General features: G+C 42.3%; 20 protein-coding genes and 1 pseudogene. 5 read left to right on the top strand and 16 right to left on the bottom strand.

Features of this window, described 5'->3' with window-relative positions; translation table 11 throughout:
* Window positions 1-457: pseudogene (locus tag DP116_RS13255) on the top strand (S-layer family protein); the annotation flags it as partial.
* 418 nt (window positions 458-875) lie between these two features.
* A complete protein-coding gene (locus DP116_RS13250) occupies window positions 876-3,773 on the top strand; it encodes a CHAT domain-containing protein (protein ID WP_169155632.1) in 2,898 nt (965 codons plus the stop codon).
* 239 nt (window positions 3,774-4,012) lie between these two features.
* Here DP116_RS13250 and DP116_RS13245 read toward each other — a convergent pair whose 3' ends face one another.
* Together DP116_RS13245 and DP116_RS13240 are read right to left on the bottom strand one after the other, a co-directional pair.
* Window positions 4,013-4,606 (bottom strand): fasciclin domain-containing protein, encoded by a 594-nt coding sequence (locus tag DP116_RS13245; RefSeq protein WP_169155631.1) that lies wholly within the window; start codon window positions 4,604-4,606, stop codon window positions 4,013-4,015.
* Window positions 4,607-5,311: 705 nt separating this feature from the next.
* The gene (locus DP116_RS13240; protein ID WP_169155630.1) at window positions 5,312-6,964 is read right to left on the bottom strand and encodes a mechanosensitive ion channel; all 1,653 of its coding nucleotides are present in this window, start codon (window positions 6,962-6,964) and stop codon (window positions 5,312-5,314) included.
* 409 nt (window positions 6,965-7,373) lie between these two features.
* Here DP116_RS13240 and DP116_RS13235 point away from each other — a divergent pair, with 409 nt between their 5' ends.
* Together DP116_RS13235 and DP116_RS13230 are read left to right on the top strand one after the other, a co-directional pair.
* Window positions 7,374-7,541 carry a hypothetical protein gene (locus DP116_RS13235; RefSeq protein WP_169155629.1) on the top strand — a complete coding sequence of 56 codons (168 nt, stop codon included), beginning with the start codon at window positions 7,374-7,376 and terminating at the stop codon, window positions 7,539-7,541.
* A gap of 8 nt (window positions 7,542-7,549) precedes the next feature.
* Window positions 7,550-8,002 (top strand): SRPBCC family protein, encoded by a 453-nt coding sequence (locus DP116_RS13230; protein ID WP_169155628.1) that lies wholly within the window; start codon window positions 7,550-7,552, stop codon window positions 8,000-8,002.
* Between the two features lie 62 nt (window positions 8,003-8,064).
* Here the strand turns inward: DP116_RS13230 and DP116_RS13225 are convergent, their stop codons facing one another.
* From DP116_RS13225 to fdxB, 8 genes are all read right to left on the bottom strand, one after another.
* Entirely contained in the window at window positions 8,065-8,343 is a 279-nt protein-coding gene (locus DP116_RS13225) for a DUF7219 family protein (RefSeq protein ID WP_169155627.1), read from the bottom strand.
* A 285-nt stretch (window positions 8,344-8,628) separates the two neighbouring features.
* Window positions 8,629-9,090 carry an ArsC/Spx/MgsR family protein gene (locus DP116_RS13220; RefSeq protein WP_169155626.1) on the bottom strand — a complete coding sequence of 154 codons (462 nt, stop codon included), beginning with the start codon at window positions 9,088-9,090 and terminating at the stop codon, window positions 8,629-8,631.
* An 84-nt stretch (window positions 9,091-9,174) separates the two neighbouring features.
* Window positions 9,175-9,786, bottom strand: a complete 612-nt coding sequence (locus tag DP116_RS13215; RefSeq protein ID WP_048869624.1) for a cysteine dioxygenase family protein — start codon at window positions 9,784-9,786, stop codon at window positions 9,175-9,177.
* A gap of 63 nt (window positions 9,787-9,849) precedes the next feature.
* The gene (locus tag DP116_RS13210) at window positions 9,850-10,335 is read right to left on the bottom strand and encodes a hypothetical protein (RefSeq protein ID WP_169155625.1); all 486 of its coding nucleotides are present in this window, start codon (window positions 10,333-10,335) and stop codon (window positions 9,850-9,852) included.
* A gap of 61 nt (window positions 10,336-10,396) precedes the next feature.
* Complete coding sequence (locus tag DP116_RS13205) at window positions 10,397-10,990, bottom strand: cytochrome c oxidase subunit 3 (RefSeq protein ID WP_169155624.1); 594 nt, start codon at window positions 10,988-10,990, stop codon at window positions 10,397-10,399.
* A gap of 186 nt (window positions 10,991-11,176) precedes the next feature.
* Window positions 11,177-12,871 (bottom strand): cytochrome c oxidase subunit I, encoded by a 1,695-nt coding sequence (ctaD, locus tag DP116_RS13200; RefSeq protein WP_169155623.1) that lies wholly within the window; start codon window positions 12,869-12,871, stop codon window positions 11,177-11,179.
* A gap of 51 nt (window positions 12,872-12,922) precedes the next feature.
* Complete coding sequence (locus DP116_RS13195; protein WP_169155622.1) at window positions 12,923-13,936, bottom strand: cytochrome c oxidase subunit II; 1,014 nt, start codon at window positions 13,934-13,936, stop codon at window positions 12,923-12,925.
* Window positions 13,937-14,552: 616 nt separating this feature from the next.
* Window positions 14,553-14,846: a ferredoxin III, nif-specific gene (gene fdxB / locus DP116_RS13190; RefSeq protein WP_048869629.1), complete on the bottom strand. Its 294-nt coding sequence runs from the start codon at window positions 14,844-14,846 to the stop codon at window positions 14,553-14,555.
* A gap of 1,150 nt (window positions 14,847-15,996) precedes the next feature.
* On the opposite strand from fdxB, the gene DP116_RS13185 reads away from it, so the two are divergent.
* Window positions 15,997-17,589: a helix-turn-helix domain-containing protein gene (locus tag DP116_RS13185; protein WP_169155634.1), complete on the top strand. Its 1,593-nt coding sequence runs from the start codon at window positions 15,997-15,999 to the stop codon at window positions 17,587-17,589.
* A gap of 92 nt (window positions 17,590-17,681) precedes the next feature.
* On the opposite strand, the gene DP116_RS13180 is transcribed toward DP116_RS13185, so the two are convergent.
* From DP116_RS13180 to DP116_RS13155, 6 genes are all read right to left on the bottom strand, one after another.
* Window positions 17,682-18,203 (bottom strand): SET domain-containing protein-lysine N-methyltransferase, encoded by a 522-nt coding sequence (locus DP116_RS13180; RefSeq protein ID WP_169155621.1) that lies wholly within the window; start codon window positions 18,201-18,203, stop codon window positions 17,682-17,684.
* Between the two features lie 18 nt (window positions 18,204-18,221).
* Window positions 18,222-19,226: a DMT family transporter gene (locus tag DP116_RS13175; RefSeq protein WP_169155620.1), complete on the bottom strand. Its 1,005-nt coding sequence runs from the start codon at window positions 19,224-19,226 to the stop codon at window positions 18,222-18,224.
* A 323-nt stretch (window positions 19,227-19,549) separates the two neighbouring features.
* Window positions 19,550-19,759, bottom strand: a complete 210-nt coding sequence (locus tag DP116_RS13170) for a hypothetical protein (RefSeq protein ID WP_169155619.1) — start codon at window positions 19,757-19,759, stop codon at window positions 19,550-19,552.
* A gap of 280 nt (window positions 19,760-20,039) precedes the next feature.
* Complete coding sequence (locus DP116_RS13165; protein ID WP_169155618.1) at window positions 20,040-20,393, bottom strand: HepT-like ribonuclease domain-containing protein; 354 nt, start codon at window positions 20,391-20,393, stop codon at window positions 20,040-20,042.
* A complete protein-coding gene (locus DP116_RS13160; RefSeq protein WP_169155617.1) occupies window positions 20,383-20,673 on the bottom strand; it encodes a nucleotidyltransferase family protein in 291 nt (96 codons plus the stop codon). The genes DP116_RS13165 and DP116_RS13160 overlap by 11 nt, the downstream gene beginning before the upstream one ends.
* A 297-nt stretch (window positions 20,674-20,970) precedes the next feature.
* Window positions 20,971-21,564 carry a MarC family protein gene (locus tag DP116_RS13155; protein WP_169155616.1) on the bottom strand — a complete coding sequence of 198 codons (594 nt, stop codon included), beginning with the start codon at window positions 21,562-21,564 and terminating at the stop codon, window positions 20,971-20,973.
* Between the last annotated feature and the right edge of the window lie 220 nt (window positions 21,565-21,784).

Raw genomic sequence — 21,784 nt, 5'->3', positions numbered from 1 at the left:
ACCTACGAATGACATCACAGCTATTTCTCAAAACAATCCAAACTTGAGTGGTACTATCAACATTATCACCCCAGATGTTGACCCCACCCGTGGGTTATTTGAATTATCAGAAACTGTTATTGACCCCGCACAGCAAATAGCCCAAAATCCTTTTACCAAAGGTTTTGGTAGCAGCTTTACCATCATCGGACGTGGGGGAATTCCAACTGATCCTAAGAAAATCCTCAGCAGTGACAATGTGCGTGTGGATTTGGTCAAGCCTAGCACGACAACAAATTCAATAACTGTAACTGTGGATCAGCCATCTAAGAGTCCAACTGTCAAACGCATAATACCAGCCCAAGGCTGGATATTTAACGAAAAAGGTGAGGTGCTGCTGGTAGGTTATGATCCCACCAAAACAGGTCCGCAACGTCAGCAACAAACACCTGCGAGTAGTTGTGCTGCGGTGAGATAAAAATTCTTCACAAGTAGAGCAGCCAAATTAAACGTAAAATACTCAAAACCCATAAAATGCATCTGCCATTTGCTCTCTATCTTTCAAGAAACACAGGGAACAGGGAACAGGGAACAGGGAACAGGGAACAGAGAACAGAGAACAGAGAACAGGGAACAGGGAACAGGGAACAGGGAACAGGGAACAGGGAACAGGGAACTCTTAACGCTTAACTCTTAACGCTTAACTTTTAAGAAGGAGGATGGTGTTTCTTTCATATGTTCCTAGCTGTTTCTTGCGCACGAGTTTAAGGCTTATAACTTTATTTGTAGGGAGCATCCCAATTTTATTAAGGTAGTGCGAGCATAAATATAAACATCTGGGAGTTCCCTTATTTGTACCGAGTTACTTAACATTTTGACATCAGGACTAAAATATAATGAAACAAAAACTTCTACCCAGGAAAATACAAAATTTTTTCAAAAGAATATATAAGAGGCGTTCTCTTGTTCTCGCAGCTCTATTATTTATCCTCTCAGGAGTTTCGCCTGTTGTTGCTGCCAAAGTTTCTTCACCAACCTCGATTGTCCAATCTTCATACGATGCTGAACAGCTAGCAAACAAGGCTGTCAAGCTGTATCAGAGTGGAAAGTTTACTGAAGCGGCGGCGGCTTGGAAACAAACAGCACAAGTTTTTGCGACCATTGGAGATAAACTAAACCAGGCAATGGCGTTAAGCAATCTCTCTTTGACTTATCAACAACTGGGAGAGTGGGAGCAAGCGAAAAAAGCGATTGAAGACAGCTTAGCACTTTTGAAAACAGCATCAAAAGGAAAAGAAGAATTAAAAATCCTGGCTCAAAGTTTGGATATTCAGGGATCTTTACAAAGAGAATTGGGTCAAACAGCCGATGCTCTCAACGCTTGGCAACAAGCTAGTAAAATATACAGTCAAACTAGTGAACAGGAGAAATTAGCACAAAGCAAGATTAATCAGGCTCAAGCAATGCAAGATTTGGGTCTGTCTCCTCGTGCTTGTAGTACTTTATTGGAAGTTTTAAATCAAGATATTGGAGTGAGTAATTGTCAGGAACTCAATGACTTGGATAAACCGGAATTCAATAAACCCAAGACAGAAATTTTAAAGCAAAGGCTGCAAGTTGTTGCCGATAAATCTCCTTCTTTATCTAGAGTCGTGGCATTGCGAAGTCTAGGGGAACTGCTGCGATTCGTAGGTCAATTAGAGCAGTCTCAAATGATTTTGGAAACAAGTTTAAAGCAGGCTCAAAAATTGAATTCTCCCCAAGAGCAAGCTGCTGTTTATCTGAGTTTAGGCAATACAGCACGTGATTTAGCTGAAGTAAATAAAATTCTTCGCAGCACACGAATAAGTTATGAACAAAAAGCACTGGATTCTTACAGCGAGGTTATAAAGCTGTCTCCATCACCAACTGCACAACAACAAGCACAATTGAATCAACTGAACCTGTTGTTGAGTCAGTTGAAACCAAAAAAATCGTCAGAAACACCAGAAGCGGAGAACTTGTCAGAAGCAGAAAATCTGCCAATTTTATCACAAGCAGAAGAATTATGGAACAGGCTCAATCCTCAACTGAACAACTTGTCTGCTAGTCGCACGGGAGTGTACCTACAAATCAATTTTGCTGAGAATGTACTCAAATTAGCTCAACAAGAAAACTTCACACTCAAGGCTAATTCCAAACTCCCAACCTTTGACGAAGTTGATAGAATATTGGCGAAAGCTGCAGAACAAGCCAGAAGTTTGGGAGACAAAAGAGCCGAAGCTAATGCTTTGGGAAATCGTGGCGGACTGTATGAACTGACTCGACCGACGCGAGATTTAGCCAAAGCAGAAGAATTGACAAAACAGGCTCTGAATATAGCTCCCAGCTTTTCAACACCAGACATAGCTTACCAATTTTCCTGGCAGTTGGGGCGAATACGTAGAGATCAAGGAAAGACTGCAAATGCGATCGCCGCTTACACCGCAGCATATCATGCCCTTCAGTCGTTACGCAGCGAATTAGTAGCAATCAACCCAGAAGTACAGTTTTCTTTTCGGGACAATGTTGAACCAGTTTATCGACAGTTAGTTGAGTTAGATTTAAAAGAGGCAGATTCATTAAAACAAGCTGGTGACAATAAGAAAAGTCAGGAATACATAGATCAAGCTCGTACCGTGATCGAATCTCTGCAATTAGCTGAAATAAACAACTTTTTCCGAGAATCTTGTGTAGAAGCAAAACCTCAAGAGATTGATCAAATAGATAAAACAGCAGCAGTTATCTATACAATTGCTTTGCAAGACCGCTTAGAGGTTATTTTGAGCCTACCAAATCAACCTTTAACCCTTCATACAGCTCCTCTTCGTCCAGGAGAACTTGAGCAAACTGTCAATGATGTGCGGGGTTCTCTCATCGGTGCTGACAGTAAAGTCGAGGACTTTTTACCCACATACAAACAATTGTATGATTGGATGATTCAACCAGTGGAAGCAGAGTTGGCAAAAAGTAAAGTCAAGACTTTGGCTTTTGTACTCGATGGAGACTTGCGGAATATCCCTATGGGTGTCCTTTACGATGGCAAGCAGTATCTACTAGAAAAGTATGCCATTGCTTTAACACCTGGTTTGCAGCTAGTGAATCCAAAACCAATTTCAAAGGTTGGTTTAAGAGCCTTAACAGCAGGACTCAGCAAAATCCGCCCGAATTTCCCCGCACATGAGGGTTTTAAACCATTAGGTAACGTAGAAGAGGAACTCAAACAAATCGAAAAATTTGGCGTTTCATCTCAGGAACTCCTCAACGATAAATTTACAAGCGCTGAGATCCAAAAACAGACTGTTGCTTCTCGTGTTCCTCCCATAGTCCATCTAGCAACTCATGGTCAGTTTAGTTCTAAGGTTGAGGATACCTTTATCCTCGCTTGGGATCGCCGCATCAATGTTAAAGAGTTGGGTGGCTTACTGCGAGACAACACCCAATACCAGAAGACACCAATCGAATTATTGGTTCTCAGTGCTTGCGAGACAGCAAGTGGAGACAGGCGAGCAGCTTTAGGACTGGCTGGAGTCGCGGTGCGTTCTGGGGCGCGCAGTACACTGGCGACACTCTGGACTGTAGAGGATAAAAGTACTGCTGAAGTCATGGGTCAATTTTATCGCCAGTTAGAGCAAGCCAGGAAGACAAATATAAATAAAGCACAAGCCTTGCAACAAGCACAATTGGCTCTCAAAAATCAGGTGGATCTTAAAAATCGGGAATACACTCACCCCCATTTCTGGGCACCGTTTGTACTAGTGGGGAATTGGCAATAAACCACACACACCACAAAACAAAGTTGGGCACAGACAGCATGCTGTCTGTGCCCATTGGTGTGAACTTTAGTTTGATTAAGGGAGGCTAAGCCTCCAAATAGGTATTCCCAGTCTGAGACTGGGAACGAGGCAAAATGCCAAGTTACGTTCAATGCAACTTGGCGTAACACATCACAAGGTTCATGAGCAGTGTGTTACACAAGCGATGATCCTCATCGCCCACCCCTAAAAGTGGAGTTCTACAAGCCACGGGGTAGAAGTACCTTGTCAACTTCAATAATCACACCATTGCTGGCTTTGATAGAGGGATGCTTACCAGTAGCATCATTCAGCTTGACTGTGTCTTGTGGATCAACAGTTATTTTGATTTGGTCACCTTCAACAGTTGTGATTAATTTACCATTTAGCTCTTTTGCGTCTTTAGCTTTAATTTCACTAGCAACCAAATGATACTTCAGCACTCTGAGCCGATTTTGGCTTTGGCTATATCGCTCAAAGACGTTTTTAGGTAAAGCATTAAAGGCTTCATTGGTAGGAGCAAAGATTGTGTAATTACCTTGCTTCAAATCTTTGAGAAGACCTGCTTGTTTCAACTCATGATAAAGATTGGCAAATTTACTATTTTGGCTAAGTGTATCAGCAATAGTCTTGTCAGAGTTGCGGTAGGGATAGTTACGATGAGCAGAAGGCTGAAAAAGATACATGGGAGCATAGAATTTGGCTAATACAGGAAAAGCGATGAGGGTACTGACACCAGCAATTCCTATAGCACAAGCCAATTTCTTAAGCTGGCTCTTGGTGATTAGAGCATTTGGACGATTTTGATTAAGCATAAGTAGATGAGTTATGAGTAAACACTTGAAAACCTTTCCAACTTCTAGTCGAAGACTCTTAGCCGGAAACCACCCTTTGAGGTTGTACGGATAGGAGGCTATAGGAGGTAAGATTAACGTTTAGTCGCTACAACGAATGTAACCTCAACGCCAGTCACGAAGGAGCCAGTACTATAACGCGCTGTCTGCCCACGGTGCTATCCTCTCCTACTCATGGTCTTACAATTCATGCTCAGCCAAGTCTTAGTCTCAATGCTAACTACAACCCACTCAAGGGTAATTCCCGAAATCTTTTCTGAAAATCTCAAAATGTTTTCTGAAAAATAACAGCTGTTTTTGCATTCCCGATTCTGAGTCAAGAAAAAGCTGCTTGTCTGCTGCAAAACTTTTTTTAATAATCCCAACGATTAGTGAAATTGCACTTCTTTATTTTACTTCGATCTCTGTGAGTTTGACTGTTTGTTTCCCTTATTTGTTGTTTTGCTCTATAATTTTACACCTAAATCTTGCTTTCTAATTTTCCTAGTCATAAAAATTTACACATTAAACAAATCGGTTGAAACATTTGAAATTGCAGGGTTTTCTCTTCAAGTATTCAAGAGCCAAGAGTTCTCTAATTGAGAATCACTCTTGACTCTTGACAAGATTCACAGGTAAGTATGCAACTTTAAGGCGTGAACGTCCGTCTTGAGTGCAAACAGTTAGTTAATTTTTTCCTTTGAAGGAGTCAAGCCACTCTTGGACTTGTGATCTGGCAATATCGCGAGCACCTAAACCAAACGATAATGCAATGGCAACGGCGATCGCTCCCAGTAAAAGTCCAAAAGCCAAATTCACAATATCACTAGCAACACCAATCTGTTGCAGCGCCATCGCAGATACAAAGGCAATAATAGCAATCCGGGTGAGCTGTGCCAAAACCCGTGCTTGGCGATTACCAGAACTGCTAATAATGCTGAAAGCAAGATTTGCCAAAAACAAACCTATAGCGAATACGACCAATCCAGCCAAAATCCGCCCCAACACTATCACAATACCAGTCACCAACACTGTCAGCGCTGGAATGTTCAGGATATTAACCGCTGCCAAAGTTGCAAACAGCATAATGCCGACAAGGACGATAATGCCGACAATTTCCGACGGGGTGCGGTTTGATATCCCAGGTGCTGTTGGTTCTTGTGGAATAACGACTCGTCTGGTGGGTGATGGCAGACCGAGAACAGAGAAGATGTTGTTAAATCCTATACTTGTGAGGATGTTGGTCACTAGTTCTGCTACAAACCGCCCAACAAAATAGGCAACAATCAAAATAGCTATTGCTGTAAAGATACTCGGCAGTGCATTGAGAATCTGTTGCAGCATCGAGATTGCCGGTACGGAAATCGCTTCAATTTGCAGTTGATTGAGTGCTGCAATTGCGACAGGAATCAAAATTAAAACATAGACAATTGTACCGATAATCTTCGATAAGGATTGCGTTCCTGAAACTCCACTGAATCCAAACCGACTTCCCAAACTGTCGATTCCCGTTGTCGCCAGTAAGTTTGTGACAATCCGACGCACGATGTTAGCCACAAACCAGCCAATCACAGCAATTAACGTTGCACCCAAAATATTGGGCACAATTGAGATAATCTGTGTGACAAGAGATTGTACTGGTAGTAATGCTTGGTTTAACCCTAAGTTCTCAAGTAACGGGACGAGAAAGACTAAAAAGATAAACCAATATAGAGCATTACCAATCGTCTCACTGACAGACAAGTTACTGAGATTTAGCCCATCGTCTTGTGGTGGATTTAATCGTTCGTCTACCCGCAACGCTTGTAGTCCGCGTGTGGTTATCAGCTTGACTAGACTAGCCACTAACCAGGCGACTCCTAAGATCACCGCTGCACTCACAAGTCTGGGTAAGAAGTCACCAATTTGATTGAGAAAACTGTTGAGCGGCTGAGAAGCAACTCTAAGTTGTAACGTATCTAAAACGGCAACTATTGTTAAAAGTAGGATACTCCAGAAGACTATGCCGGAGATAATTGACTCCACTTGAGGAACATCCCGACCACCCGCTATCCCCGAAGCAATGCGGTTGTCTATATTGGTGCGTTTGAGGAGGGAGCGTACTACAGCAGATACAATAGCAGCAATCAGCCAGCCAATTAATAAAATTAGCACTGCTCCCAGCAAACGGGGCATAAAATTAAGTACCTGTTGTACAGTTCCTTGCAGGTAAGTGACCGCATCGGGTCGTTCCGATGGTAACGTTGGCGATTGTGCTAATAATTGTGCTAATAAATATTGCACCCTCATTGACAAATCAACCTCCATCACCTGGGTTATTTGTTGCCAAGTTGTGTTCATGGTTGTTCAAAATTAAAGTTGAGTGTTATTGCAGAAAACACCTTAGATGCTTCTGATGTCGAAAGTCCCGATAATCCTACAATTCCGTAAGTTATCAGTGTTTTGTCTATAAATTTACCAGCAAAGTTCTACAGAAAAATGAATATTAGCAGTGATTTTTGGACTTTGATACTTTTTTTTTTCGTTTTATCAAACAATAAAGTATTTATACCATATGTAGGAATCCGGTTTGGTTTATGTTAGCTTGCGTGGCGGAGCCATACTTACTAGTTTCGCTAGGGAACAGGGAACTCTTAACGCTTAACTCTTAATAGGGAACTCTTAATAGGGAATAGGGAACTCTGAACAGGGAACTCTTAACGCTTAACATCAACTGTACTGATTGATTTCAATACTAATAAAATTCAGTATGTGCAGCACTCCTGGGGCGCGTATGGGCAAAGAAAGCGCACGCAAGCGTAAGCGCAAAGCGCAGCGTAGGCGTGGAGGAGATACTCCAAATTCCGAGTTCTTAATTTACAAATCTGTTGGCAGTGCAGAGTTTCGCGGTACTCTAAATGCAGCCATACCAAATTAAGATGTGGAATGTCTCAAGTCTTTGAACAATCAATTCAAATTAATGCCACAGCCACAACCGTGGAACGCTGCATTACCGAAAATACTCTCATGCATCGCTGGCTGAATCCCGTCTTGCGTTGCGAACCTGTTGGTGTGTGGAGTACCAATGTTGGTAGCAAAAGTCGGTTTGTGATTCAAATACCAATCATAAAACCGACATTGGATAGCACAGTCGTGGAAAGACAGCCGGGTTTGGTTGTGTGGGAGTTCCAGGGTTTTTTTAAAGGGCGTGACGCTTGGGAATGTCAACCCCTAGACAAAGGAACACGTCTGGTTAACCGCTTTGAGTTCCAGATTCCCAACCCTCTGGTAAGTTGGGGTTTCAAAACCTTTGCCCAAAATTGGACAAAAGAAGATATGCAAAGTCAACTGCGTCGGCTTAAGCGGGTTGCAGAGGAAATACAACAAGGGTTTTACTAAGCTTGTCGTACATTAAAGTCAGATCTTTTGGATTAAGATATGGTTATGTGATTCATCGGATTTCACGTAACATCTGGTGATTCTGGTTCACTTGGTGGTTCGTTGCCAATACCAAGCTCTTTTTTGCTGCGTTTTAACTGTTTCCAAAGCGCTTTAATCTGGTTGTAAGCATCTAACGGAGAGATTTTCCCAGACGTTTCTAAGGACGTGATATAGCCTATTTTTTGAGCGAATTGTTGGAGATTGGCATTAAATACTAAGTTTTCTGGCTTAAATTGACCATAGTAGCGACCACGAGGGTAAAGAAAGTTGTCCTTGTCTTTTTGATTTTGATCTTCCATCAGTTTACCCGTATTGATTTCATGGTATTTAACCTTATCTTAAATAGAGTATTGTTTTTAACAAACTAATTTTTGGAATATATGTATATAGCGATTCTCATTTGAATCACATACATCACCACGAATAATGTAGAGCACGTTACATATTACGTCTCTACATCTGTGTATTGCACGCAACATCAGAAGCGGTATAATCTCTCTAAAGACATAATTTGATCAAGAACAAAAAGGGCGCATTGCGTTTCAGCGATGCACCCAAGCTATATCAGCAGTCAATAAACTCATCTAGTGCTTACACGAACCTGGCTCATGTTTGTGTTCATGCTTGTGGGAACAAGTTTGCAAATCTTGGTTCATCAGCGTTTCAGTAATTTCTTTAAGAGTTGCATCCTTGGGCTTTAAGCCAATCCAAGCATCTATTTTTTCTACCTCAAAGCCGACTTCACGGCGATCGCCCACTTCAATCAAAGGACGACGAATCAACAATGGCTCTTTTAGCATCAGCATCAAGGCTGTTTGGGCATCCAAATTTTCTGGAATGATCTCACCAGATTTTACCCGTGTAGCGGCACGATTGAACCATTCAGATACAGGGCGATCGCCAAAAAATGAGCGTAAACGTTCAGCAGTCCAAGGTTGTGTGAGCAAGTTGTAGGCTATCACTTCATGACCTGCGGCTGTGAGCAGAGTTTTTTGCTTAGTACCACCTTGACAGCCTGGTTTTTCATAGAAAATGACTGTTGCCATAATATCTCCTAATTGGTTAATTTCTTACAAAAACCCGGTATGGGGCTTTTTGGAACTACAGAAAAACGCAGAGAAATTAGAAGATTAAAAGTTTCTAGCAATATGGCTAACTGTATCAAACTCAAAACGTTCTTGCATACGAGTTTCGCCATAAATATTGAAAGTCACAGTCGGTTGAGTACCCACTGCTTCCACACGATGAATTGCATCGGGGGTATAGCTAATAATATCGCCTGGAAATAAAGTTAATTCTCCTGTTCTTTCAATTTTGTCATGAAAATTTAAATCAGGCGTGCGCTGCCAAAAAGTATTTCTCTCTTCTCCTTTTAACACAGCGACAACACCCCAAGTTCCATGATTGTGAATTTTTGATGACGTTCCCGGTGCCAATGTTACCGTTTGTACAGTAAATGGAAAACCTAACTCATCATAAAGGAGTACAACTGAGATTCCTGTTTTAGAAGAAGGCTCTAAATATCGACTTTGTACCCAGTAGGAGTTAACAATTAACCGCCTGACTAGCATCCGAATTTCTGGAAGATGGCTAGTTTCATCTTCAGTATCACTGAGGGCATCTTCTACTTCAGTTAGAAATCGATAAAAGCGATAATTATCTCTCAGCAAATCCCATGCTCTGACAGATTGACAGGTTTGATACTGCCCGTCTTCAGTGACAAGCCAATCCCTTCCTTTCATATGTTTTAAACCGTATAGTCAATGATAATGTGAGCATCAACTTGAGACTTGATCACTTAGAATTCATTCGTCTTCTTCGACTGGACGTGTCAAAATATTGTAGACAATACTTGCTCCGAACTCATTTTTATCATCTACTTCCTTGACTTGAGCGCTAATTTTTTTAGCTTTTTCTATATCTCCTAGCTTTGCCAAGACCAGTCCAGAAGCTGCATAAGCATTTAGATATAATCTAATGTTTGCTTCTTCTTTACGACTGATTAATATTTGCTTAGTTTGCTGCCAATTATCTGGTAATTGTTCGGTAAATTTAATTTTTTCTATAACTTTAATTGCAGTTTGCAACGCCATGTGATAGTTATTTTTATAGAAAAAGTATCTATAAGCGGCTACTAAAACCTCTGTGCTTTCTGCCGTTTTGGCTAAAGCTTGGTTAATATATTTTTCTGATTCTTCAGTATTTTGCCAATGTTCTGCTGCCAATATCAATAACTGTTTGATGTCGTCTGGAACTTCAAACCATGAAAATCTTTCGGCATCAACTTTCATAAGACTTCTCCTTTAGGAATGGGGAATAGGTATTACTCATTTCCTATTCCCGACTCTCAATTTAAAACCTGGTGAGAATGTACAACAGGGTGAAAAGAACAATCCAAATGATGTCTACAAAGTGCCAATAAATTTCTGCCATTGCAATGCCAGTGTGTTTGGTAGCAGAATAGTGACCGGGACGGCGGGAACGCCACACCACACCCAAAATTAACAACACTCCGATAAGAACGTGCAAACCGTGGAATCCAGTCATTAAGTAAAAACAATTGGCAAAGACATTAGTTGTCATGCCATATCCTAAACTTACATACTCAATAACTTGACCCAGCAAGAAAATTGCGCCCATGATAGCGGTGATTTTGTACCACTTCTGCATACCTTGGACATCATTCTTTTTGATTGCTGTATCACCCAAGTGAATCACAAAACTGCTGGAAACCAGAATAATAGTGTTAATTGCAGGCAACAATAACTCTACCTCGGTTCCTTCTGGAGGCCAAACTTCGGTACTGCCTCGAAAGAATAAATAAGTGGCAAAAAATCCACCAAACATCAGAGATTCAGAGACGAGGAATACTAATAGCCCTAAGACTCGTAAATCTGGATGATGTTCAACGCGCGGGGCTGGACTCGTCGATGTCGCTATAGTCATATCGTCTGTGTGGTGAATAAGTGTTCAACAATCAGTTATCAGTTACCAGTTATCAGTTACCAGTTATCAGGTAGGAAACGGACTCGTCCACCCCTTGTTCACTGTTCACTGTTGACTGATTTAACAAGAGCTGATCTGCCAGGAAATTTCTTTCCTGGCGGTTGGGAGCGGGAATGAAATGACTAACTAAGCACCAACTTCAGTCGCAACAGATGACTGTATTTCAGTACTATGATTGTTCAAGCCGTAGTCGTAGGGACCGTGAGTGACGACGGGCAATTCTTCCCAGTTTTCAATCAGTGGTGGGGAACTGGTTGTCCATTCTAAGGTGAGAGCATTCCAAGGATTATCACCTGCTTTTGCTCCAGATACCCAACTCCAGAGAATGTTGATGGTGAAGGGAATCACCGATGCTGCCAAGATGTAAGCACCAATGGTACAAATCTGATTCAGGCTGACAAATTGCGGATCATACATCGCAACTCGTCGGGGCATTCCTTGCAAACCCAACTCGTGCATAGGTAGGAAGGTGAGATTCGTGCCAATGAAGGTGAGGATAAAGTGAATGCGACCGAGGGATTCATTCAACTTCCGTCCTGTCATTTTGGGGAACCAGTGATAGATTCCGGCGTAAATCCCAAACACGGAACCACCAAACAAGACGTAGTGGAAGTGCGCCACCACATAGTAGGTGTCGTGGACGTGGACATCAAAGGGGGCTGTTCCCATTGTCACGCCGCTTAAGCCACCCATGACAAACATCGACAACAAGCCAAGGGCAAAAAGCATGGCTGATGTGAAGCGAATTTTACCGCCCCACAGGGTTGCAACCCAACCGAAAATCTTGACGCCTGTAGGAACAGCAACAATCAGGGTGGAGATTGTGAAGAACATCCGCATCCAACCGGGTGTACCGCTGGTAAACATGTGGTGTACCCAGACGAATAAACCCACGACGCAGATTGCCAAACTGGAATAGGCGATCGCCTTATACCCAAAAATTGACTTACGCGCGTGAACCGGAATCACCTCGGACATGATGCCGAAGATAGGCAGAATCATCAGATAAACTGCCGGGTGGGAATAGAACCAGAACAAGTGCTGGTAAATAACAACGTTACCGCCTGCATCTGGTTTAAAGAACGATGTGCCAAAGTTGAGGTCAAACAACAGCAGCACCAATCCCGCAGCTAACACAGGTGTGGAGAGAAGTGCTAGTACGGAGGTTGCCATAATTGCCCAGCAGAACAAGGGCAATTGATCCCATTTCATGCTGGGAACTTTCATCTTCCAGATGGTGATGACAAAGTTCAACGAACCCAAAATTGAGGATGTTCCCACCAAGACAATGGCAAGTATCCACAGGCTTTGGGCGGTGTTAGCTGTGACTAAGCTTAGAGGTGGGTAAGCTGTCCAACCAGATTGCGATCCGCCGAAGATGAAGCTAGCTGCTAGCAGCAAGCCTGCGGGTGGGTTTAACCAGAAGGCGATCGCATTCAGCTTGGGGAAAGCCATATCCCTAGCACCAATCATCAATGGCACTAGATAGTTACCAAATCCACCAATTGCACTGGGTACGATCCATAAGAAAATCATGATCGTCCCGTGATTGGTCATGAAGGCGTTATACAGGTTAGGGTCAATTAAATCTGCATCTGGTGTTGCCAATTCGGCACGCATGACAACAGCCATGAGTCCACCGATGAGATAAAACAAGAACGCCGTAACCAGGTATTGGATACCAATAACCTTGTGGTCAGTATTAAATGTGAAGTAATCGTACCATTTCCACGCCTTGGGATGGTGTGGATGAACAACCTTCTGAGTACCAGATTGATTGTCTTCAGGTGGAATGTTCCGTGGAAGTTCTACTTGGGTCATATTTTTTTTGTCATTTGTCCTTTGTTGTTTGTCCTTTGTTGTCACCAATGACTAATGACTCATGACTAATGACTCCAGAGTTGTTGAACCAACTCCCATTTGTTGCGCGTAGGGAGTGAGAAACTCTGATGTTGATAAGTCTGCTGGATTAACTGCAACGGCTTTTTGCATGTCTTGCTTTTGGGCAATGCGGTTTTCAGAAAGCCAGCTTTCAAACTCTTCAGGCGTGTGAACAACAACCTGTGATCTCATTGAACCGTGGTAGCCGCCACAAAGTTCTGTACAAACTACTGGATATGCGCCTGGTTTTGTCGCGACAAATCGCAGTTGGGTGGGTATTCCAGGAATAGCGTCTTGCTTCAGCCGGAATTGTGGTACCCAAAACGAGTGAATCACATCCGTTGCAGAAATGTTGAGTTGCACGTCAGCACCAACTGGAACGTGTAATTCTCCAGCATTCACTCCACTTTCGGGGTAGTCGAAGAGCCAAGCAAACTGCATTCCGGTGACGTTGACAACCAAATCAGCAGGTTTACCTATCTCTGTGGGAGTTGCGCCAATACCAATTATAGGAGTACCTGCTGGTGCTGCCATTTCTGACTCATTCTGTGAGGCGTCACTCAGGGTAGCAGCAATGGCACTTCCTGGCATTTGGGCAACATGAGCTGGGGAATGGCTATGAGCCATGTTATGAGCACCCCCCACTTCAAACCCTCCCATTCGATTAAAAACATCAACGCTGTAGATTCCTAAGCAGAGGACGATAATAGATGGGATTGCTGTCCAAAAAACTTCTAGTGGTAAGTTGCCTTCAACATGCACGCCATCCGTGTCATCTCCTGGACGGTGACGATACTTAACCAAAAAAATCACAATGGTTCCTTCTACCACTAAAAACAGAGCGGTAGCAATCGAAACCATAACGTTAAAAAACCCGTCTACCAAAGGCGCTTGTTGCGATGCTTGTATCGGTAGTAGACTGTGATTTTGTCCAACCCAAATGCTGAGAATTGTAACTACTATCCCAGCAACTAGGGTCCATAGTGAAACAGGAATTTGTTGCATAAATACTTGGTCGGTAAAACATCGTTCAATCAGTCATCAGTTATCAGTGAACAGTTATCAATTTATTCTTCATTAGTAACTGATAACTAGTAACTTTTGATGTCTCTTGCTTACATGGCTAACTGCTAGTAGCATCTTTCGTCATGTCTTTTTTGTCATTTATCATTTCTTTAGTTTTCAAGACTAGTAATTAATGACTAATGACGCAATAAGCGATTGTGTTAACCAAGTTTATTGTCTACGTTTTTTTTAGAAAATGTGGGGGAATTTTAAAATCTTTTAATTCTTCTCTCCCCCAAAAAACGGAAAACTATCTCTCAACTCATAGTACCAGAGCTTTGCACTTTCACAGAATCTAGTTGCAGAGGAGGTCGCTCAGGGTCTTGGTGATTCATGATAGCTATCTGGGCAGCAAGTTTTTGTTTGTTAATAGCTTACACTTTAAGATTTACGGATTTGTTTGCTGTGAACTTTTTGCTTTGACGTTCTTGTAACTTTAAATATTCCCCTCTCGTTACCTTGCTACTAAAGTGAGAAGTTGTTCTTTAGATACCCAAACTTAACACTTTTGTCAAACAGCACCTTCTTTTACCTACCTCTGAACAACCCAACAACTCTAGTTATCTAATGCAGAGTGAGTATAGCAGTTTTTGGAACAAATTCTGGCACAAGCTTCACAACCCACACAGTTTTCCTGATTAGCAACAGTCATCACTTTCTTTTCAATTTCATCATCATCCTCATCCTCGACAAATTCTCCTTCTTCGTTCATTGCTTTCAGCAGTAATACATTGTGACCGCAAATTTTAAAACATCTGCCGCAGCCGATGCATTTTTCTTGGTCAATCTCCTGAACGAATTTGGGTGTCCAAGTTTTACCACCAAATGTTAATCCTGTTAGTGTTGCCATGATTTTACCTTCTACTCTCTTTACATGTCTCATCGACTTTTACGCTCATCCTAACATAAGGTAAATTCGATTTTTCGGATTTTTTAATATAATTTGGACGCTCATTAAATTTTCATGACTTGTCAAAAAATCTGTAAATATTCACACTAAAAAAATCAAATGCGATTCTTTGCCAATAGTTTTTCAGAGTATCTAGATAACAAAATAGTTGTCTCTCAAACGAAAGCATCTGAAGAAGTGCAAAAAAAGGAAAGTGGCAGCATCTTGCTCTCTTCCCGCACTACAAATTGATAAAAATGGGATACTCTCTCTAAAACTAGGAGTCCCTGTAACATCTCGAATAACTCACTCTTATTAAGAAATAGGCTTTTTCACGTCGCATCTATTGAGTAGTATGACCTAATGATCAAGAGAAAACTATCATTTTTTCTTTCCGATAGACACAAAAAATGACTCTTATCTTTGTAAATAGCCGTGAAATGTTGAGAAGTAATGAGATTTAATATCAACAAACAAAGTCTGAAATTACTCAATATTAATAGTTTGACAATATACCTTATTATATTTTGAGAAATTTTGTCTTCTTATCCCAAGCTTATATTTTATAAGTTAGAGCATATTAGATATTAAGCGTCAAAGATAAAGTGTGCATATTTTTATACTTTTTTTAATGCTCATTGTTGATTGCTTGAAGGAAATAAATTTAAATGAATGATCAAAAAGTAAAGTAGATGACATAGTGAAGACATGTAAATATTATTAATATTAGTAATTAGCAAAAACAACAACGAATTGTTATTCAATAACAATGGAAAAGATTTGACAACTATCAAAAGTGTTCTTTAAGGAAATTTTAAATATGAAATCTACAAAATCATGTTTAGCTCATTAGTAACAAACTTATATAAAGATTTATGAAAGATTAGATAGTAAGAAATCTTAAAAATTAGGCTCTGGTTACAAGCCTTAAATAGCTTCCAATAGGATGCGTGGTCTGAATAAGGATGTGGTTAAGTAGTACGGCAAGTAAAATTTCTTATTGTCGGAAAAATAATGTGGTGGTGAGTCAGTAGTGAGTAGTCAATTAAGAGGACACATCCAGGGGAGACTTGAGCCAGACATCTCAACGATTAAAGTAGGAAAAAGCCTTATGCCTTATACAATTCCTAACAACAGTTGCGTTGGATGTGACAACTGCCGTCCCCAATGTCCTACTGGTGCAATTAAATTCGAGAACAATGAGTACTGGATCGACCCAAGTCTATGTAACAACTGCGAAGGCTATCATTCCGAACCTCAATGTGTAGTGACTTGTCCCATTCATTTGCCGATCCCTATGCAGGCGAAAAGGGGGAGATGTAAAGTAGATATCAGAGATGCGACTAGCCCAGATTTGTTTGCGAACACCAGAAATAATCCATTTGCATCAGCAATTGTCATCTGGGAGGCTTGCAATGTACTGGCACAGCGAACCTCGCTACCTTGGGAAATTGATGAATACGGAAGGGCGTGTTATCGCCGACAAGTTAACCAGGGGCGAGGGGCGATCGCATTTCACATCACCAAACCACACAATGCAAACGAACTCGCAACAGAACTAGGAGTCGTTGAGACGCTGGATATCAGAGCAACTTGTATACATTTGATTTTTGCAGCTCATGCGACAGCTTTAGATCAGCCGAGTGAGCAAGTCTTCACCATCGACGATCGCCAAATTGAGAAATATCTGGGGCTAGAGAAACGCAAAGATCTGAGCAAAGCTGCTAAATTGACTTTAATGAAAAACTTGGTGCAGCAAACTTGCTCACTGATCACCTCGCTAAATTGGCCCCAACAAGGTCGAGTTAGGGGATTTTCAGTGGAAGGAACCCCTTTATGGCACTTAGTAGAAATTCAGCATCACTTCCAAGAAGATAACTTGGGGTGCAAATATTTGGTTGGACTCACTTTTAAGGTAAGAGCAGGTATATGGGCGCAGTATTTCCTAAACAAACAAGGATGCAAAGAACGAACCACATTTTATCAATATGGTAGTTTGCCGAAATCCCTGTTAACGACAGTCATGAGTATTTGGCAGCAACACGAAGGAGCAGCGCGGCTGATGCTGTGGTTGTTGTTTAAGACTAAAATGGGAAAAGAACAGCGGATTACAGTTCCCACCTTGCTGCGTGTTGCTTACGGTGAAGAGAAAGTCACCCTTGCTTGCAGAAAACGAGAAGAACGCAAGCGACTGCTACGAACTTTTGAACACGATTTGGAAGTCCTCAATCACTATGGCATGAAACCAGCTTTCGACCCAGTCACATACCCACCGACGATCCAACCCTTGTGGGCGAAATTGGTTGATATTCCTGAAGATCCAGATGATGCGTTAGAGTTTTGGATTAACGACGCCAACGGAAAAACACGCCTGACGGATGCAGGTCCCCGTGGCAAGTGGAATATGCTCATGAATGCCCGAATTCTGTCATTTACACTCCCTCCAGACTGGGAGCAACAAACCAGTGAATCTGAAAAAAAGCAACGCACAGCAAAAAACCGAATAAAATCAAAAACCACAGCAGGATATCTGCTAGGTGAACAGATTTTGCAAGCAAGGAAAAACCTGAACCTTTCCCAAAGAGAATTGGCGAAAATGGCAGGTAAAAGTCAAAGCTGGATTCGAGATTTGGAAAATGGTCGCCTCAAAGCCAAATCAGAAGACCAAGTAGTGCTAAGGAAAGTACTAGGAATTGCTGGATAGCGATTTGTGATTTCAAAGTTGAGGGTGGGGAAGAAACCCGATGCGGGGAACTTCATCACGCGAGATTACCTCACCCCCTGCCCCTCTCCTTATCAAGGAGAGGGGTGCCACTTATCTACCAAATCCAGCATGGCATCATTTAGCTCATTGCTACAGAAAGGTTCATCAACAAATGGTTTGAGGTAATCGGCGATAAACTCACCATACTTTTTCCTGATTTCGACAGGGAGAAATTTGAACCCAAGGGTCTTTAATCGACATTCGGGGGAGCCACAAGAACATTTTGGAATGGCAATGGAAACGAACTCTGTTGTCTCGTAGTCCCATGTAATCTCGCTTCCGGAAGGAATATCAACCAATGCAACGAAATCGTAGGCTCCGAATTTATTATTCCGAACCCCTGTGTTTGGGCTACAAGAATGATTGATTAGTCGTCCAGGTTCATCTAATTCTATATGCAGGTCAAAATCCATCTGCAAAGAGTGATTAGTTCTCTCAGGCAAGATTTCGACTCGGCGTCCAACCACCACCGTCTCACCTTTACGGAAGTATCGGCTTGCAAAAACGCTTTTTCCTTTATTTGTTACTTTTACGAAGATATCCAAGTCTATCATCCTGTTTCCTTGTACAGATTACGAATCGAATTCGGATTCAATGAGGTTAGCGTTCAGAAGCGACACTGAAACATTAATAGGCTCAGTATCCGCAGCCAAGAGCGATGCAACAATTGGTTCGTTGACTTGTATTTTGCCGTACTGTTCGGCGTCCTGAGATTTACTCTGACCGAAAACCATTGCAACCAGCACAAGAATTGCACCAATCAGACCGCGTACTCCCAGTTTCTCTCCCAGTAGTAGAAACGAGAAAACCGCTGCGAAAATCGGCTCAAGCGTATACATTAGCGCCGTTTCGTAAGCGTTAACCCATCGTTGAGCCACTGCTTGGAGCACAATAGTTGCAGCAGTATCAACTAAACCAAGATATAATAGTACACCAAAGTTTGTAGCAATTGCCTCATGCTGTCTAACCAGATCCGAAGCTCCCCAGAATAAAGACACTATCGTTATCACCCAAAGCTGGATCGCTGTGAGTGGCAAAATGGGGTGGCGCGACGTGATGGACTCAAGCATTAGAATGTAGATCGAGTAGAGGAAGGCGTTGCCTAACATCAAGAGATCGCCGATAACAATCTGTCCACTCTCCCAACACATCACTCCAACGCCAATGATGGCAATTCCTGCGGTGAGGAAAGTTTTTAGGAACACTTGCCGACCTAGCAGTTGCCCCAGCAGAGGAACTAGGATGACATTGAAACTGGCAATGAATGCAGCGCGATTTGCAGAGGTAGTCTCAAGCCCAACGGTTTGGAGGGTTAAGGTACTAAAGATTACAAGTCCTAAGAAGATTCCATCCCGTAGCAGGGGAAGATTAAGGAAACGCAAATAGGGAGTGAAAGGCAATGCCGCTACTGCGAAGCGGGTTGCAAATATTGCAGCCGGAGAAAGACTACTGACGGCTCCCTTGAGGAGTGGATAGCTCGTACCCCAGATGAGGGTGACGACAAGCAACACTGCTATACCCAAAGCATGGAGAGTGTTTGGTGATCTTTGAGAGTCATTATTTAATGATATGGTCATTGAGCAGCATAACTCCTTAGCAATTGAACTAAGTGGGTGGAAATAAGTAAACTAAGCTGTGTAAAGGAATGTTAAAAATAACAAAAGAGTTATTTAAAAAAAAAGTCAGGCTTTACATATCTTCACATAGCAGTGTTTGCTTTTTTCCATCTGCTTATAGGAATCCTATTTGGTTTTTGAATAAACTCGATACATCCCAAGAGTGTAAAAATCAAAGCTAGTGTGTCTAATAAATCACTCAAACATCCACTAACAACGCTTTTCAAGTAAATCAACCACGGGGTAGAGGCTGTTCTCAGCGTGCTCCTACTAAAGTCTGTGGTTCAATTAACTGAAAATAGCTGTAAAAAATCTGCATTTGTTTTGGATGAGTAAGGCAAAATGTTATGGATGACCTCACCCTGCTTAATTTCACGTGTTGCGATCGCTGTTCTATTTAAGTTTCTTTGTCCAACAACCTCAAACAGATCTTGATCGCGTGCGAGTAGCAAATGGTTGCTGTCTAAAAACGAAGCAGTTCTTTGTGTTTCCAAGTTGATTTATCCCAACGTTCCGTCATTTTTAGTCTACCGCTTTTTCAAGCACCACCGTGCATAAACGGGAACATTGTACGCGCTGGTAATTAAACTACTCCCTTGCCGGTTTAAGATTACCCTCGACTTCTCTGCGTACGCAAGTGTCCTCGTCTATGTCCTGTGGACACGCTGCACTAAGGCGGTTTGTTTTCTTTCCCCTCACCTAACGCGATAAGCCGGAGGCTTGACGCTGCGCGCATCGCCTAACTTGGAAATGCGATATCGCCTCCTAACTAACCTATTCTCCTATCCCTTCGTGCTCGATTACTTCTTCTAATTGCTGCATCAGTGAGGGAAGGTCATTTTCGATAGTGTTCCAAACTATTCTCAACGTGACTTGGAAGTATTCATGAGCCATTACATTCCTCATGTCACCCATAATACGCCAGGGAATGTCGGGGTAGCGAGACTGAATATCAGAGGGAACGTTGATAGCCGCTTCACCAATAATTATAAAGTCGTATAAAACAGCTTTTGCAATTGTCTCATTTCCCTGGAATTGCTCAAACGTCATTCCTGCCGTACGTTGCCTAATTGCAGCGATGGATTGCACAATATCTTGAATACGAAGCCGCCAGTCTCTAGAGGGCACGAATCACATCCTTCAGAACAGGTTTTCTTAAATGTTCCCGCAAAGCATCCTGTGTTCCCATATCTACCGAACACCCCAAAACATCCTCTAAGTAGAGTCGCACTTTACTGAAATCAAATAATCCCACTGGACGGTCAAACTCTACCAGAAAGTCTACATCACTATCTGGACCAGCTTCATCCCGTGCTACCGAACCAAACAAATCTAAAGACTTCACCCCCATTGCTTGCAATTGCTGCCGATGAGCTGCGACAATTGCTAAAACCTCATCGCGCTTCATTGTTTTTCTCCCCAATTATCTAAATCAGCATTTCCTGCTTGTACGATAGCACTGGCTGTATTAGGACTTACGCACGCGCTACTTTAAAAGAGCGGGTTGCGTTCGCGTCCCTTGCGCGTGTCCCCTTGGGACTCAGCGTGCCCGTTCGCGCAGCGTGTCCGTAAGGACTTAGGGCTTATGCTTCCCTATGCCTAACGGCACGCTGCGCGTTCGCGTAGCGTCTCCGCAGGAGATACGGTCGCAATGACTATAGTTACCTTGTTCGTGTGTAAGTTTTGTATATTCTAGGGCAGTTGATTAAGTGAAAAACAACTCCTTGATTCCAGTACTGCCAATTTGCACTGCAAGTGCTGCTAGCAAAAAACCTAAAAGCTGGGTGATAATGACTTCTCCTTCAACGCCAATCCACTTGTCGATACCACTCCCCAAACGCAAAATCAACCAAGTACAGAACATTGCCGCGACAATACCCACGATGACGCTAAGATGTGGGTTGGGAGATTCCGACATCAAGAGCATGACTGTTGTCAGAGTACCTGGTCCAGCCAGCAGTGGCAAGGCAAGAGGAGTAATTGCAACATCACGCTCTTGATCAATAACGGGTGTATCTAAGTCTCCTTGAAGCATTCGTAGGGCAATTAACAACAGTAGTAGTCCCCCAGCGACTCGCAACGACCCCAAGCTGACGTCCAAATAACTTAAAATAAATTGACCAGCAAAGGCAAAGAGCAAAAGTACGGCGATCGCCACTACAATTGCCTTATCTATAACTCTGCTTCTGCTTTCTGGTTCCATACCTTTAGTAAGAACCAAAAGTATTGGTATATTACCCACTGCATCTGCAAGAACAAAGACAGCAATAAAGGTTTTTAATAAAATTGAGGTATCCACGGCAGATAGTATTCATCAGTTGTTCTCAAAAACTAACCTAAATTGTGGTTAACTTTCCTGCACCTAAGAGATGAAACTAAATTGCGGCTCAATGACCTGACCGACCCCATCCCCTCTCCCATACGGTTCGGTTAAGATCAGAACGCCTGCGGCGACCCCCTTCCCAAGGCAGGGCTGTTTCATTCCACAAGGAGGAGGAGTTTGTCAATATCATTTGCAA

The organism is Brasilonema bromeliae SPC951, assembly GCF_012912135.1.
Taxonomy (GTDB): Bacteria; Cyanobacteriota; Cyanobacteriia; order Cyanobacteriales; family Nostocaceae; genus Brasilonema; species Brasilonema bromeliae.
Note: the sequence above shows the minus strand (reverse complement) of the source record. Positions and strands in the feature narration are given on the sequence as shown.